The sequence below is a fragment of the Neobittarella massiliensis (ex Bilen et al. 2018) genome, from assembly GCF_014269355.1.
GTDB classification, from domain to species: domain Bacteria; phylum Bacillota; class Clostridia; order Oscillospirales; family Ruminococcaceae; genus Neobittarella; species Neobittarella massiliensis.
Map to the genome: position 1 here is coordinate 1 of NZ_JACOGI010000006.1, position 15765 is coordinate 15765.

Below are 15765 nucleotides of genomic sequence, written 5' to 3' on the forward strand. Positions count from 1 at the left end.
CGGGAAACCGCCGCCGCACAAAGGTCAACTTCCACCACCGCCATTCTCCTGTCCGGTCTCGCCCCGGTAATAGATATACAGCTTTTCCCCATCCCAATCCATCCGCTGCACCACCGCCCGCATCAGCTGCCGCCGCTGCCGTCTATCCAGGTCCTCCAGCCAGCGCCGTCTCCTAAGCAGCCGGGCAGCCTCTCGCTTTACCGGTGCCGTCTCGGTCCTTTGTCCCTGCCCCTCCAACTGCCGCTGCCAGCAGAGCACCTGCCGGTCCAGCTGCTCTATCTGCCGGGCAATATGCCCAGCTATGGCCGGCGCATTGCCTGCCGACAGTGCCGCTACCAGGTTTTGTATCTCCGTCTGGGCGCGCTGTATCTCGCGCTGTAGCTGGGCCGGCGACTGGGGCAGCTGCCGTATATATTCGCGCCGCAGCTGCCTCAGCGCCGTCTGCAGTTGCTCCGGCCGGGCACATAAATAGCCGCACAGGTGCTGCCATACTGCCTGGTCAGTTGCCGGTCCGGCCAGGTTCTGGCTGTCACAATGTCTGGTGCCGGCGGTCAATTTACTACTGCAGATATAGTCGTACTGCCCCTCCCGCTGGGGGCCGCTGCGCTTTTTAGCCAGCAGCTTTTGTCCGCAGCGGGTACAGAACATCAGCCCCGAAAGCATGGCGTAATCGTTGTGCTGCTTGCCCGGCCGATCGATGGTCGGCTGCTCCTCCCGCAAGATCTTTTGTACCCGCACCCACTGCCCACCGCAGATCAGTCCTGGGTGCCGCCCGGCGGCCACCACCCACTGCTCCACTTCCTGTCGTCTGCCACCGGTGCCGCGCTTGTTGTATACTAGTAGCCCCCGGTCCGGCGCCTTCTGGGGGTCAAAGCACACCGCCGCTCCGCGCGCGGTAAAATAGCTGTGTGCCTCCGCGTCCGCCGCGCAGTACACCGGGTTTTGCAGCATGGCTTTCACGCCCATACGGGTAAACGGTATCCCCCGCCGGTTGTGCGCCCCCAGCATCTCCAGCGCCCGGTGTGCCGCCGACAAACTATGCTCCTGTATGTACACAGCATATAGCTGCCGCACCCACTGCAGTTCCTCCTCCACCGGCTGCAACTTACAGGCGGTCTTTACCCGTCCCTCCAGCACCAGTTCCCGCACCTGGACCGAGCGGTACCCGGTGGGCGTCGTGCCCCCCAGCCAACGGCCCGACCGCGCCAGCAGCAACATGTTGTCCCGCACGCGCTCGGCAATCGTCTCCCGCTCCAGTTGGGCAAATACACTGGCTATGTACATCATCGCCTTGCCCATGGGTTTCGCGGTGTCAAATTCTTCCCGCATACATACCAGCGCCGTCCCCTGCCGCGCCAGTTCCTCCACCAGCGCCGAAAAGTCGCTCACACTGCGGCTGATACGGTCCAATCGGTAGCAGATCAGGTAGTCGGGCCGCTGCTCATACAGGTCGCGCAGCATAAACTGAAACTGTGGCCGATCGGTGTCCTTGGCCGAAAACCCCTCGTCTTCATACACCGCGATCTGGTGCTCCCCCTCGCCAAACTTTTCTGCAATATAGCGGCGGCACATCTCCACCTGATTTTCTACGCTGTCCCCCCGCGCCGACCAGACCGACTTGCGGCTGTAAATAAAAAATCGCATCTTCGCCCCCCTGATTTCGCCCTGCTCCTACCTTATATATAGGCGTACATACATCCATGCATGACCGCCCTCCATCCGGGTCAGCCCACACCACCCATACCAGCCGCCCATAAAATGCATCCATACCATCTCTCGCCCGGCGGCAAAACCTCTCCCGCGGTCCCTTATAAAAAACACGCCGAAAAGCGCAGTCTCCACAGCCCTGGCGCCCCTCCCAAATATACCGCGGCCCCACACCGAATACGCTTCTTTCTCTCTCCACCATCTTTGCGGGTGTCCCCAAAGCGAATAGCGTTCCCAAGCGCACATATCCCGTCCTCTGCTCCCCAACCGACGATTTTGGAGTTTTCTCCCCCGATCTCTGCAAATAAATGGCAGAAACCACAATTTTTTTGAAAAAGTCTGTCAGATTTGTTCTAAAGCCCTTTTCATCGGCGTAAGTATATGTTATATTATTAACAAGGTCTCGTGCCTATGCCTGCTAAGGGACTGCCGCAATTCGTACCAGCAGCCGACGGCGGGGTCATTTGCCCTGAGATTTTGTTTTTTGCACTATATCGATAAAAATATATCGATAGAAAAATGCCGATTGTACCTACTGCAACATTTACAAAATCTTGTCGAAATGCTATGATGCAAATGAGCGGATCTCCCCCTTGCAGAGCCGTATAGAAAGGAGTGCTTTCCATGGAGACTGGCGGCGTATCCAAACTCACGCTGGGTCGGTTGCCCACCTACCTCTCCTACCTCAAGTCGCTGTCTGAAGACAGCCTGCCCAACATCTCAGCTGCGGCCATCGCCGCTGCGTTGGGCCTGGGCGAGGTGCAGGTGCGCAAAGACCTGGCCGCAGTCAGCGACGCCGGCAAACCCAAGGTGGGCTACCTGGTGAGCGATCTCATCCGGGATCTGGAGCACTTCCTCGGCTACGGCACCCAAAACAGTGCCGTGCTGGTGGGGGTGGGCAATCTGGGTCTGGCGCTGCTGTCCTACACGGGCTTTGCCGAGTACGGCCTCGATATCGTGGCCGCGTTCGACAAAAATCAGGCCCTCATCGGCACCCCGGTCGATGGCACGCCCATCCTACCGGCCGATCAGCTGCCCGATTTCTGCCGCACCCACGGCGTGCAGATCGGTATCCTCACCGTCCCGGCCGAGGTGGCGCAGTCCTGCTGCGACACGCTGGTGCAGGGCGGTGTGCGGGCCATCTGGAACTTCGCTCCGGTCCACCTGGTAGCGCCCGAAGGCGTGCTCATCCAGCGCGAGAACATGGCCAGCTCACTGGCTCTGCTCTCCTACCACCTCAAGGGGGCCAAATAGGCCACCGGCAACGAGTCGCAAACAAGTGAAAGTCAGCGGTCAAACCGCAAAAAAATTGGGAGGAACTACTATGGGTAAGAAAGTCACGATTATTGGAGCAGGCAGCGTTGGTTCTACCATCGCCTACACCATGGCCGTCAACGGCATCGCCACCGAGGTGGTGATGATCGACATCAACGAGTCCAAGTCCTTGGGCGAGGCGCTGGATATCCGTCAGGGCGTCTCCTTCTGCCCGCCGATCTCCATCTACGCCGGCAGCTACAAAGACGCGCAGGATTCCGACATCGTCATCCTCACCTCCGGTGTGGCCAGAAAGCCCGGTCAGTCCCGCCTGGAGCTGGCGCAGGTCAATGTGAACATCACCAAGTCCATCGCCCCCGAGATCGTCAAGTACGCGCCCAACGCCGTCTACATCATCGTCAGCAACCCCGTAGACATCCTCACCTACATCTTCAATAAGGTGTCCGGCCTGCCCGAGAAACAGATCATCGGCTCCGGCACCATTCTCGATACTGCCCGCCTGCGCGCCCGCCTGGCCGAGTACTACTCCATCAACCAGCAAAACGTACACGCCTACGTCTTCGGCGAGCACGGCGACACCTCCTTTGTCCCCTGGTCCATCGGCACCATCTCCAACATCGCTATCGACCGCTACAGCGAGTGCCTCACCGATAAAGAGGCGGTCAACCCGCAGCTGGTCCACGACGAGGTCGAGTCCTACATCCGCAAATCCGGCGGCAAGATCATCGAGCGCAAAGGCGCCACCTTCTACGCCGTGGCCGTATCGGTCTGCCACATCTGCAAATGCATCTTCTCCGGCGCCGACACCGCCCTCACCGTCTCCAGCATGATGCACGGCGAGTACGGCATCGACGATGTCTGCCTGAGCACTCTGTCCATCGTCGGGCAGGACGGCCTCGCCGGCAAGATCGTCGCCCCCCTCACCGACGAGGAGGTCGGCCTGCTGCACAGAAGTGCAGACAGCCTGAGAGCGGTCATCGACAACCTCGAGATCTAGTCCCCCTCCACCGCGCCCGCAGCTGCTGCCTGTCACCGGCGGGCGGCAGCTCTTGGCGCCCCCATAAAACATAAAGATCACCCACTTTATCACAGAAAGAGAGTGTAGTAAAGTACGATGGAATACCGCATTGAGCACGACTCCATGGGCGAGGTAAAGGTCCCCGCCGACCGCTATTGGGCCGCCCAGACCGAGCGCAGCCACGAGAACTTCAAGATCGGCGTCGGCATCGAGACCATGCCCCGCGAGATCACCCACGCTTTCGGCATCCTCAAAAAGGCAGCTGCTATCGCCAACCACCAGTTAAAGCCCGAGAAGATGACCGACCAGAAGCTGGCCGCCATCTCTAAGGCCTGCGACGAGGTCATCAGCGGCAGTTTAAACGACCACTTCCCGCTGGTCGTCTGGCAGACCGGCAGCGGCACCCAGTCCAATATGAACGCCAACGAGGTCATCGCCAACCGCGGCAACGAGATCGCCGGCGAAAAGCTCTTGCACCCCAACGACGACATCAATATGAGCCAGTCCTCCAACGACACCTTCCCCACCGCCATGCACATCTCGGCAGTGCTGGCCATCGAGGATAAGCTCTTCCCCGCCATCGATATGCTCATCGATACCTTTAAGCGGCTGGAAAAAGAGCACGAAGGCATCGTCAAGAGCGGCCGCACCCATCTGCAAGACGCCACCCCCATCCAGTTCTCGCAGGAGATCAGCGGCTGGCGCTCCTCTTTGGAAAAAGATAAAAAGATGCTACAGATCGCCCTGCCCGAGCTCAAAGAGCTGGCTCTGGGCGGTACCGCTGTCGGCACCGGGCTCAACGCCCCCGCCGGCTTCGACGCCAAGGTGGCCGAGGCAGTGTCCGAGATCACCGGCAAGCAGTTTTTCACCGCCCCCAACAAGTTCCACGCGCTCACCAGCAAAGACGAGCTGGTCTTTGCCCACGGCGCACTAAAGGCGCTGGCGGCCGATATGATGAAGATCGCCAACGACGTGCGCTGGCTGGCCAGCGGCCCCCGCGATGGTCTGGGCGAGATCTTTATCCCCGAAAACGAGCCCGGCTCCTCCATCATGCCCGGCAAGGTCAACCCCACCCAGTGTGAGGCCGTCACCATGGTGGCCGTCCAGGTCATGGGCAACGACGTGGCCGTGGGCATGGCCGCCTCGCAGGGCAATTTCGAGCTCAACGTGTTCATGCCGGTGTGCATCTACAACTTCCTGCAGTCCGCGCGCCTGCTGGCCGAGTCCATCGTCTCGTTCAACAACAACTGCGCCGTGGGCATCACCGCCAACCGCGAAAAGATGCACCATAACCTGCACAACTCGCTGATGCTGGTCACCGCCTTAAACCCCTATATCGGCTACGAGAATGCGGCTAAGACCGCCAAAAAAGCCTATAAGGAGAACATCTCCCTCAAAGAGGCCTGCATCGCGCTGGGTTTCCTCACCGAGGAGAAGTTCGACGAGGTATTCCACCCCGAGCAGATGGCCTAGCGCCCCGCAGCGGGTATATAAAACCAGCGCCTGGAGCACGATGCGCTTTCCAGGCTGCAGTTTCTGCGAAAGGAACGATAGAACCTATGATTTTTAGTTACTATCCTGGCTGTACCTTAAAAAACAAGGCCCAGGACCTGGACAGGTACGCCCGCCTCTCGGCTGAGGCACTGGGCTTTACGCTCGAAGAGCTCGACGAGTGGCAGTGCTGTGGCGGTGCCTATTCCATGGCCAAAGACGAGATCGCCAGCAAGCTGTCCTCGGTGCGGGCGCTAAACAGTGCCAAGGCCCAGGGCCGCGACCTGGTCACCCTGTGCTCGGCCTGCCACAACGTGCTCAAACAGGCGAACGCCGACATGGCCGGCGATGCCGAGTTCTCGCTGCACGCCAACAACTACATGCAGCTGGATGAGCCCTATCACGGCGAGACCAAGGTGCTGCACTACCTGGAGGTACTGCGCGATGTAGTGGGTTTCGACGCGCTCAAAGCGGCGGTCAAAAATCCTCTCACCGGCAAAAAAGTGGCCGCCTACTACGGCTGTCTCCTGCTGCGACCGGGTAAAGTGATGCAGATGGATAACCCCGAGAACCCCCAGATCATGGAGGACTTCATCCGCGCGCTGGGCGCCACACCGGTGCTGTACCCCTACCGCAACGAGTGCTGTGGCGGCTATATCGCCATGGAGGACCCGGCTCTGGCGCAGAAAAAGAGCACCGCCGTCATGGAGAGCGCAGCCGATATGCAGGCCGACTGCATGGTCACCGCCTGCCCCCTGTGCCTGTACAACCTGCAAAAAAATGCTGCGACCAACAGCCAGGTGCCGGTGCTCTACTTCACCGAGCTGCTGGCCGAGGCACTGGGCGTCAAGGGGTAAGAAGGGAGAGCGAACAATGAGCGATTTTGACAGAGAGCAGATCCTGCACACCAGCGGCGTCGACGTGCTCAAATGCATGCGATGCGGCAAGTGCTCAGCCACCTGCCCCTCTTACGACGAGATGGAATACCACCCCCACGAGTTCGTGTACATGGTGGAAAAAGGCCAGATCGATAAGCTGATGGCCTCTAAATCCATATATAAGTGTCTCTCCTGCTTTGCCTGTATCGAGCGCTGCCCCCGCGGGGTAGAGCCCGCCAGGCTGGTAGAGGCCGTGCGTCTGCAGGTCATCCGCCAGCAGGGCAAAAATCACCTGCGGGCCGACGATATCCCCGCGCTGCTGGACGACGATATGCCCCAGCAGGCCATCGTCACCGCCCTGCGCAAATACAGCAAGTAACAAGGAGGAGAAACCATGCAGAGAATTGGCGTATTCGTCTGTTGGTGCGGCAGCAACATCGCCGGTACCGTAGATGTAGCCGCGGTGGCCGAGGCCCTCTCCCACGAGCCCGGCGTCGTCTACTCCACCAACTACCAGTACATGTGCTCCGAGGCGGGGCAAAACATCATCAAAGACGCGATCAAAGAGCAGCAGCTCACCGGTGTGGTGATCTGTTCCTGCTCCCCCCGTATGCACGAGGCGACTTTCCGCAAAACAGCCGCCGCGGCCGGTCTCAACCCCTATATGGTCGAGATCGCCAACATCCGCGAGCAGTGCTCCTGGATCCATAAAGACATGCCCACCGCCACCGAAAAGGCCATCATCTTGGGTCGGGCGGCCATCGCCAAGGTGCAGCTCAACGCCCCGCTCATCGCCGGCGAGAGCCCGGTCACCAAGAGAGCGCTGGTCATCGGCGGCGGCATCGCCGGCATCCAGACTGCGCTGGATATCGCCGAGGCCGGCTTTGAAGTCGACATCGTCGAAAAGCAGCCCACCATCGGCGGCAAAATGACCCAGCTCGATAAGACCTTCCCCACCCTCGACTGTGCCGCCTGTATCCTGACCCCCAAAATGGTCGACTGCGCCCAGAACGAAAACATCAATATCTTCGCCTACAGCGAGGTGCAGGAAGTCAAGGGCTTCGTGGGCAACTTCACCGCCAAGATCAAGAAAAAAGCTCGCTTTGTCGACCCCAATAAGTGCACCGGCTGCGGTGAGTGTACCGAAAAGTGCCCCATGAAAAAGATCCCCAACGAGTTTAATCTGGGGATGGACAACCGCCGCGCTATCTATATTCCCTTCGCACAGGCAGTTCCCAAGATCGCCACCATCGATCCCGATCACTGCAACATGCTCAAAAACGGCAAATGCGGTCTGTGTGCCAAGGTCTGTGGCGCCGGCGCCATCGACTACAAGCAAAAAGATGAGATCGTCGAGCGCCAGTACGGTGCCATCGTGGTGGCTACCGGCTACAACCCCATCAAACTCGATAAATTCGACGAGTTCGGTTACTCGCTGAGCCCTGATGTGGTCACCTCGCTGGAGTTCGAGCGGCTCACCAACGCCGCCGGCCCCACCAGCGGTACCCTGCTGCGCCCCTCCGACGGCAAGCACCCCCACACGCTGGTATTCGTCCAGTGCGTCGGCTCCCGCGATACCTCCGGCTGCGGCAAGCCCTACTGCTCCAAGATCTGCTGTATGTACACCGCCAAACACGCCATGCTGGTGCGCGAAAAATACCCCGATACCGAGGTGTACGTGTTCTACATAGACGTGCGTACCCCCGGCAAAAACTTCGACGAGTTCTACCGCCGGGCGGTGGAGGAGTACGGCGTGCACTACATCAAAGGCATGGTTGGCAAAGTGGCGCCCCGCGCCGACGGCAAGCTGATGGTACAGGCATCCGACCTGATCTCCAATGAACAGCTGCACATCGAGGCCGACATGGTGGTGCTGGCCGCCGCCATCGAGCCCGATAAGACTGCCCGCTCGCTGGGCACCATGCTCACCGCCAGCATGGACACCAACGACTTCTTTACCGAGGCCCATCCCAAACTGCGCCCGGTCGAGAGCCCCACTGCCGGTATTTTCCTCTCCGGTGTCTGTCAGGGCCCCAAAGACATCCCCGAAACGGTGTCCCAGGCCAGTGCCGCCGCCGCTAAGGTCATCGGCTTGCTGGCCAAAAACAAGCTCACCGGCAACCCCTGTGTGGCAACTTCCGACGAGATGATGTGCAACGGCTGCTCCTCCTGCGAGAAGGTCTGCCCCTACGGCGCCATCACCTATCAGGATAAAGAGTTCCGTATGCCCGACCGCACGGTGGCTATCCGCCGGGTGGCCTCGGTCAACGAGGCAGTCTGTCAGGGCTGTGGTGCCTGCACCGTGGCCTGCCCGTCCGGCGCTATGGACCTGAAAGGATTTTCCAACAGCCAAATCATGGCGGAGGTCGATGCGATATGCAAGATGTAAAGACGACATTCAAACCCAAGATTGTGGCGTTTTGCTGCAACTGGTGCTCCTATGCGGGCGCCGATTTGGCCGGTACCAACCGCCTCAGCTACCCAGCCGACGTCAAGATCATCCGTGTTCCCTGCTCCTGCCGGGTCAACCCCATGTTCATCCTGCGGGCTTTCCAGCGCGGTGCTGACGGCGTCATCCTGTGCGGCTGCCACCCCGGCGACTGCCACTACACTTCCGGCAACTACTACGCCCGCCGCCGCATGACGCTGCTGTTCTCTATGCTCGACTATCTGGGCATCGAAAAAGAGCGCACCCGTGTGGAGTGGGTGTCGGCCGCTGAGGGCGCCAAATTCGCCGAGACCATGAACAGCTTCGTGGAGACGGTGCGCAGCCTGGGCGAGAACAAGAGACTGGAGGATCTGAGATGCAAAAAATAATGATCGCCAAAGCCAAAGAGCTGCTGCAGAGCGGCGCGGTCGATCGGGTCCTCGGCTGGAAGACCGGCGAGTTCGCCTACGACATCACCCCCGCCGTTTTCGAGACTATAGAGGAGCTCGAGCAGAGCTTCGTCTACGACGACTTCTGCGGCGCCAACCTCTCCAAGTACCTCATCAAGGCCTCGCGCCTGGATGGCAAGACCCTGGTCTTTTTAAAGCCCTGCGACACCTACAGCTTTAACCAGCTCATCAAAGAGCACCGCATCCTGCGCGACAACGTCTATGTCGTCGGCGTCCCCTGTGAGGGAAAAACCGACGGCGAGACCCTCAAGCAGCACGGTATCAAAGGCATTCTGGGCATCGGGAGTCAGGGGGACGATTTTATCATCGACACCCTCTACGGCGAAAAGACCGTCAAAAGAGCTGACGTACTGCCCGAGCGCTGTCAAAACTGTAAGAGCAAGCAGCACGTGGTCTACGACGAACTGCTGGGCGAGGACGGTCAGGTGCTGGACAGCCACCGCTTTGACATGGTCGAGAAGATCGAGGCCATGACCCCCGACGAGCGCTTTGACTTCTGGCGCGGCGAGCTGTCGCGCTGCATCCGCTGCAACGCCTGCCGCAACGTCTGCCCGGCCTGCTCCTGCGAAAAATGTGTGTTCGATAACGACGCCTCCGGCATCGCCCAAAAAGCGGCCGCCGACAGCTTCGAGGAGAACATGTTCCACATCATCCGGGCCTTCCACGTAGCTGGCCGCTGCACCGACTGCGGCGAGTGTTCGCGGGTCTGCCCGCAGAATATTCCCCTGCACCTGCTCAACCGCAAATTCATCAAAGACATCAATGAGCTGTACGGCGACTTCCAGGCCGGCGCCGATACCGAGAGCCGCGCCCCGCTGACCAACTATCAGGAGAGCGACGTAGAGCCCAGCATCGTATATCACAAAGGGGGGAACCGCTGATGTTAAAACTCTCCCTCGATCGGTTAAACGACCTGTTTGCCGCCGTCGCGGCCGACCAGGTACTCTACATCCCCGCTGACGACGCCTCGGGCCAGGCCCGTTTCCAGCGCTGGCACGACGGTCTCGAGATGACCGGCGCACTGAACACGGTGCGCAGCGCCAAAGATTTCTTCTTCCCCCAGACCGAAAACCTGGTAGACTTTAAACTCAAGGGCAAAGAGATCGAGATCATCGATCCCCGCACCGAGCACGAGGACTTTGTCATCTTCGGCGTGCGCGCCTGCGACGCCCGCAGCTTTACCATTCTCGACAAAGTCTTTTTGGTCGACCCGGTCGACAGTTATTACCAGTCCCGCCGCGAGCACGGTACCGTGGTGACCATGGCCTGCACCCAGCCGGAGGAGACCTGTTTCTGTACCGCTTTTGGTATCGACGCCGCCGCTCCGGAAGGCGACTGCAGCTGCTGGATGGACGATACATCCCTGTACCTACAGCCGCAGACCGATAAGGGCCAGCGCCTGGTCGACCATCTCGGCGACCTGCTGCAGACGTGCGACGACAGCGCTGTCGCCGCCCAGCAGCAGAGCACCCGCGCGGTCCTCGAAAAGCTGCCTTTTGCCAATCTGTCGCTGGATGGATTTGACGGCGAGCACCTGCTGGAGCTGTTTGACTCCGAGAAGTGGGCCGAGCTGTCCGAGGCCTGCCTGGGCTGCGGCACCTGCACCTTTGTCTGTCCCACCTGCCAGTGCTACGACATCAAAGATTTCGATACAGGCAGCGGTATCCAGCGCTTTCGCTGCTGGGATTCCTGCATGTATTCCGATTTCACCAAAATGGCTCACGGCAACCCCCGCCTCACCCAGCTCGAGCGCTTTAGACAGCGCTTTATGCACAAACTGGTATACTTCCCCGCCAACAACGAGGGCGAGTACGGCTGTGTGGGCTGTGGCCGCTGTCTGTCCAAGTGCCCCATCTCGATGAACATCGTAAAAGTGGCCAAATCGCTGGGAGGAGAAAATCTATGAGTCCCGAGACACTAATACCCAAACTGGGTGTCGTCACCGACATCCGCATCGATACCCCCGATGTAAAGACCTTCCGCGTGGTGGGCCTGGACGGCAAAAAAGTATTTGAGCACATGCCCGGTCAGTGCGCCATGCTCTCTATCCCCGGCGTGGGCGAGGCGATGTTCTCCATCACCTCCTCCCCCACCAACACCGAATTCATGGAGTTCAGTATCAAAAAGTGCGGCTGTCTCACCAACTGGCTGCACGCCATGGATGTGGGCCAGCAGATCACCATCCGCGGCCCTTACGGCAACAGCTTTCCGGTAGAGGGGGCCCTCAAGGGGCAGGATCTGCTGTTCGTGGCCGGCGGTATCGGTCTGGCTCCGCTGCGCTCGGTCATCAACTATGTGCGCGACAACCGGCAGAACTACGGCAAGATCCAGATCGTCTATGGCTCCCGCTCTAAAGATGACCTGGTCGATTACAAGGAGATCCTCGACGAGTGGATGGCCGACGACGGTATCGAGGTCAACCTCACCATCGACCAGCCCCAGGAGGGCTGGGACGGCCACGTGGGCTTTGTCCCCAACTACGTCAAAGAGCTCGAGCCAGACCTCAACAAGACCGTTTTGATGTGTGGGCCGCCGATCATGATCAAATTCACTCTGGCCGGCCTCAAGGAGCTGGGCTTTAAAGAGACCCAGGTATACACGACCATGGAGCTGCGCATGAAATGCGGTGTGGGCAAATGCGGCCGGTGCAACATCGGCAGCAAATACGTCTGCAAAGACGGCCCCGTCTTCCGGTTTGACGAGCTCGACGAGCTCCCCAACGAGTACTGAGTAAGGAGAGTAAGCACAAATGGAGAATATGGTTCATGTTTTTCTGATGGGGAAACAGTACGAAGTCCCCGCCAACTTGACCATCATGGGCGCTATGGAGTACGCGGGCTATCAGCTGGTCCGCGGCTGTGGCTGCCGCAACGGTTTTTGCGGTGCCTGCGCCACCATCTACCGCATCAAGGGCGACCGGGAGCTAAAAGTTTGTCTGGCCTGCCAGACCCAGGTAGAGGACAACATGTATGTGGCTACCCTCCCCTTCTTCCCGCTGGTCAAGCAGGTATACGACATTAACGAGATAAAACCCGAGCAGCAGGTCATGATGCAGCTGTACCCCGAGATCTATGCCTGCATCGGCTGTAACGCCTGCACCAAGAGCTGCACCCAGGAGCTCAATGTCATGCAGTATATCGCCTATGCGCAGCGCGGCGACTTTGAAAAATGTGCCGAGGAGTCTTTTGACTGCGTCATGTGCGGCGTCTGCTCCTCCCGCTGCCCCGCCGGCATCTCGCACCCGCAGGTGGCCATGCTGGCCCGCCGCTTAAACGGCAAGTACCTGGCCCCCAAATCGCAGCATCTGGAAAACCGGGTCAAAGAGATCAAAGACGGCGACTTCACCGAGCTCATCGAGAACCTCATGCAAAAGCCTATTGAGGAACTGCAGGAGCTCTATAACCACCGCGAGATCGAGAAATAGGGAGGGATGCGCTGATGTACACAAACGAAATGGTCGAGTCCATGAAAAAAGTGGCGGCCGCGAGAGAGGCCAATGCCGCCCTGGAGCCCCGCCGCATGACTGCCGAAGAAAAAGACACACTGCTCAAGACCTACCACCCCGACTACAAGCAGGGCGAGTTTGCCGAGCTGGCTGTCGGCCCCAACAAAGGCGGTAAAGTCCCCACCGAGCTGGCCGCACTTCTGCAGGCAAATAGCCGTATCGATCCCGCCGATGTCGATCTGGCCCAGGTCGATTACGACACCGACGTGCTGATCATCGGTGGTGGCGGTGCCGGTGCCTCGGCCGCTATCGAGGCTGACAACGCCGGTGCCAAGGTAATGATCGTTACCAAGCTGCGCATGGGCGATGCCAACACTATGATGGCTGAGGGCGGTATTCAGGCTGCCGACAAGGAAAACGATTCCCCCGCTATTCACTACCTAGACGCTTTCGGCGGCGGCCACTTTGCCGCCAAGCCCGAGTTGCTGCGCACCTTGGTAACCGAGGCCCCCGAGGCCATCCAGTGGTTAAACGACCTGGGCGTCGAGTTCGATAAGGCCCCTGACGGTACCATGGTCACCACCCACGGCGGCGGCACCTCCCGCAAACGCATGCACGCGGCCAAAGACTACTCCGGCGCCGAGATCATGCGCACCCTGCGCGACGAAGTGCTCAACCGCCAGATCCCGGTAGTCGACTTTACCGCCGCCATCGAGCTCATCCTGGACGAAAACGGAAGAGCCGCCGGCGCAGTGCTCCTAAATATGGAGACCCATGAGATCCTCATCGCCCGCGCCAAGACCGTTGTCATGGCTACCGGCGGCGCCGGCCGTCTGCACTACCAGGGCTTCCCCACCTCCAACCACTACGGCGCTACCGCCGACGGCCTCATCCTGGCCTATCGCGCCGGGGCCAAGCTGCTCTATCCCGACACACTGCAGTACCACCCCACCGGCGCCGCCTACCCCGAGCAGATCTTCGGTGCTCTGGTCACCGAGAAAGTCCGCTCGCTGGGCGCCAAGCTCATCAACGTCGACGGCGAGGCCTTCATGCACCCCCTCGAGACCCGTGACGTAGCTGCCGCCTCCATCATCCGCGAGTGCTCTGATCACGGCAAAGGTGTCAAGACCGCCGACGGTATCGGCGTCTGGCTCGACACCCCCATGATCGAGCTGAAAAACGGCGAGGGAACGATCGAGAAACGCATTCCCGCTATGATGCGCATGTTCGGCAAATACGGTATCGACATCCGCAAAGAGCCCATTTTGGTCTACCCCACCCTGCACTACCAAAACGGCGGTATCGACATCGCCAAAAACTGTGAGAGCGGCGTCGAGAACTTGTTTGTGGCCGGTGAAGCAGTCGGCGGCATCCACGGCCGCAACCGTCTCATGGGCAACTCGCTGCTGGATATCATCGTCTTCGGCCGCAATGCCGGCAAAAATGCCGCCGCCAAAGCCGCCGATACCAGCGTGGGCGCGCTGTCGCTGCAGCACGTGACCGATTTTGCCAAGGAGCTGAGCGCAGCCGGCATCCACAGCGATGTGGTATCGCCCAAACTGCTTCCCGACTACCGGCGCAAAAAATAAGTTCGTCTTTACGGCAGCGCCGCCCGGCCTAAGAGGAGCCGGCAGTACCGCCACTTAAACAAATATTTTGGAGGAAAGTTACATGCCCCAGCTCGCAGAAATTTTTGAGACCATCATGATCTTGTGCTTTGGTCTTTCCTGGCCTATGTCCATCGTCCGCTCGGTCAAATCCCGCTCTACCCAGGGTAAAAGCCTTATGTTCATGTGCTTTATCGTATTTGGCTACATCTGCGGTATCATTTCCAAATGCATCACCCACACCTATAACCTGGCTTTTTGGTTCTACTTCCCCAACGTGATCATGGTCTCGGCAGATATCTGCCTGTATTTCCGCAACCGCTCGCTCGAGCGCAAAGCTGGTAAATAAGCTATCACACCACCGTAACCAATAATTTGGAGGAATGCATCATGACCATTACCGTCTGTCTGGGCAGTGCCTGCCACGTAAAAGGTTCCCACTATGTGCTCGAAGGGCTGCAGTCGCTCATCAAAGAGCACCACGTCGAGGGCGATGTCAAACTTGCCGGTACTTTCTGCACCGGCAACTGCCAAAAAGGTGTGTGCGTGACCATCGGCGACACGCTGTACTCGCTCACCCCCGAAACCACTACTCAGTTTTTCGAGACCGAAGTGCTGGCCAAGCTGCACTAACTGAGCCACATGCATTCGCTGCACGTGTCAAAGTAAAAACGGTACATACTTAAAAAAGCCTGCGCACCTCTCCTCCGGGAGAATGCGCGGGCTTTTTTCTTTCGCAGCCACAATCTATCGAGCTCCTCCTATTACGCTCATAAACTTGCAGCCAGGTATCCGATACCGAGAGCACAGATGCTCTCCCAGAGCAAAATTTATGCGGCACGTCACCGTCTGTTACCCACTCCCCTGCTCTTTTGCGTGCCGATCTGTGCCTTTTTTACAAGAACTCAAAAGAACATGCGCCAAAATGCCCGAATTTACAATTTCGTAACATTTTATTTTCCGCCCCTATCTATCCCTATTTATATATCGCCATTAAAAAAAGAGCCCCTGTCAAGGCTCTCCGGTCTCTACCATACGCAGCATAGCCTCCACAATGGCCAGCCGCTGTTGGGGCGCATTGTGCTGCAGCTGCCGCCGTATATACTGCTGATACGCCTCTGCCACCTCCCGCTCGATCCGTGTTTTCTCGCCCTGCGGCCAGCAGTCTATCATTTCCCGCACCTCGTTTCTCTTCACCGGGCATCCCCCCTGCTTACAGGATATGTACTGCACGGCCCGTCCTATACATCCTTCAAATATCCGCACGGCAAAGCCATTTCTTGTATATACAGCTTCATTCTTGTTAAAGTTTCCCTTTGTATGTCGGCGGGAAACCGCCGCCGCACAAAGGTCAACTTCCACCACCGCCATTCTCCTGTCCGGTCTCGCCCCGGTAATAGATATACAGCTTTTCCCCATCCCAATCCATCCGCTGCACCACCGCCC

General features: G+C 59.0%; 16 protein-coding genes. 14 read left to right on the forward strand and 2 right to left on the reverse strand.

Going from position 1 to position 15765, the window contains the following annotated elements; genetic code table 11:
* Positions 1–24: 24 nt before the first annotated feature.
* Positions 25–1644 carry a recombinase family protein gene (locus H8K20_RS13465; protein ID WP_186488828.1) on the reverse strand — a complete coding sequence of 540 codons (1620 nt, stop codon included), beginning with the start codon at positions 1642–1644 and terminating at the stop codon, positions 25–27.
* 687 nt (positions 1645–2331) lie between these two features.
* On the opposite strand from H8K20_RS13465, the gene H8K20_RS13470 reads away from it, so the two are divergent.
* The 14 genes from H8K20_RS13470 to H8K20_RS13535 all read left to right on the forward strand — a co-directional run bounded on the left by H8K20_RS13470 (position 2332) and on the right by H8K20_RS13535 (position 14952).
* On the forward strand, positions 2332–2961 hold the full coding sequence (locus H8K20_RS13470) for a redox-sensing transcriptional repressor Rex (protein WP_105203834.1): 630 nt from the start codon (positions 2332–2334) through the stop codon (positions 2959–2961).
* Positions 2962–3031: 70 nt separating this feature from the next.
* On the forward strand, positions 3032–3979 hold the full coding sequence (locus H8K20_RS13475) for an L-lactate dehydrogenase (protein ID WP_105203833.1): 948 nt from the start codon (positions 3032–3034) through the stop codon (positions 3977–3979).
* 117 nt (positions 3980–4096) lie between these two features.
* Positions 4097–5473: a class II fumarate hydratase gene (fumC, locus tag H8K20_RS13480; RefSeq protein ID WP_154865523.1), complete on the forward strand. Its 1377-nt coding sequence runs from the start codon at positions 4097–4099 to the stop codon at positions 5471–5473.
* 86 nt (positions 5474–5559) lie between these two features.
* Positions 5560–6348 carry a CoB--CoM heterodisulfide reductase iron-sulfur subunit B family protein gene (locus H8K20_RS13485; protein WP_186488831.1) on the forward strand — a complete coding sequence of 263 codons (789 nt, stop codon included), beginning with the start codon at positions 5560–5562 and terminating at the stop codon, positions 6346–6348.
* 16 nt (positions 6349–6364) lie between these two features.
* On the forward strand, positions 6365–6748 hold the full coding sequence (locus H8K20_RS13490; RefSeq protein ID WP_186488834.1) for a 4Fe-4S dicluster domain-containing protein: 384 nt from the start codon (positions 6365–6367) through the stop codon (positions 6746–6748).
* A gap of 15 nt (positions 6749–6763) precedes the next feature.
* Complete coding sequence (locus H8K20_RS13495) at positions 6764–8758, forward strand: CoB--CoM heterodisulfide reductase iron-sulfur subunit A family protein (protein ID WP_105203829.1); 1995 nt, start codon at positions 6764–6766, stop codon at positions 8756–8758.
* Complete coding sequence (locus H8K20_RS13500; RefSeq protein ID WP_105203828.1) at positions 8746–9186, forward strand: hydrogenase iron-sulfur subunit; 441 nt, start codon at positions 8746–8748, stop codon at positions 9184–9186. Before H8K20_RS13495 ends, H8K20_RS13500 begins: the two co-directional genes overlap by 13 nt.
* The gene (locus H8K20_RS13505; protein WP_105203827.1) at positions 9174–10148 is read left to right on the forward strand and encodes a 4Fe-4S dicluster domain-containing protein; all 975 of its coding nucleotides are present in this window, start codon (positions 9174–9176) and stop codon (positions 10146–10148) included. The genes H8K20_RS13500 and H8K20_RS13505 overlap by 13 nt, the downstream gene beginning before the upstream one ends.
* Entirely contained in the window at positions 10148–11173 is a 1026-nt protein-coding gene (locus tag H8K20_RS13510; protein WP_105203826.1) for a 4Fe-4S dicluster domain-containing protein, read from the forward strand. Before H8K20_RS13505 ends, H8K20_RS13510 begins: the two co-directional genes overlap by 1 nt.
* Positions 11170–11997 (forward strand): FAD/NAD(P)-binding protein, encoded by an 828-nt coding sequence (locus tag H8K20_RS13515; protein WP_105203825.1) that lies wholly within the window; start codon positions 11170–11172, stop codon positions 11995–11997. Before H8K20_RS13510 ends, H8K20_RS13515 begins: the two co-directional genes overlap by 4 nt.
* 19 nt (positions 11998–12016) lie before the next feature.
* On the forward strand, positions 12017–12691 hold the full coding sequence (locus H8K20_RS13520; protein ID WP_105203824.1) for a 4Fe-4S dicluster domain-containing protein: 675 nt from the start codon (positions 12017–12019) through the stop codon (positions 12689–12691).
* Positions 12692–12705: 14 nt separating this feature from the next.
* Entirely contained in the window at positions 12706–14301 is a 1596-nt protein-coding gene (locus H8K20_RS13525) for an FAD-dependent oxidoreductase (protein WP_186488837.1), read from the forward strand.
* An 82-nt stretch (positions 14302–14383) separates the two neighbouring features.
* Positions 14384–14668, forward strand: coding sequence for a hypothetical protein (locus H8K20_RS13530; protein ID WP_243206599.1), 285 nt, complete (start codon positions 14384–14386; stop codon positions 14666–14668).
* A 41-nt stretch (positions 14669–14709) separates the two neighbouring features.
* Complete coding sequence (locus H8K20_RS13535; protein WP_105203822.1) at positions 14710–14952, forward strand: (2Fe-2S) ferredoxin domain-containing protein; 243 nt, start codon at positions 14710–14712, stop codon at positions 14950–14952.
* A 378-nt stretch (positions 14953–15330) separates the two neighbouring features.
* Here H8K20_RS13535 and H8K20_RS13540 read toward each other — a convergent pair whose 3' ends face one another.
* Positions 15331–15516, reverse strand: a complete 186-nt coding sequence (locus tag H8K20_RS13540) for a hypothetical protein (protein WP_186488840.1) — start codon at positions 15514–15516, stop codon at positions 15331–15333.
* Positions 15517–15765 lie beyond the last annotated feature (249 nt).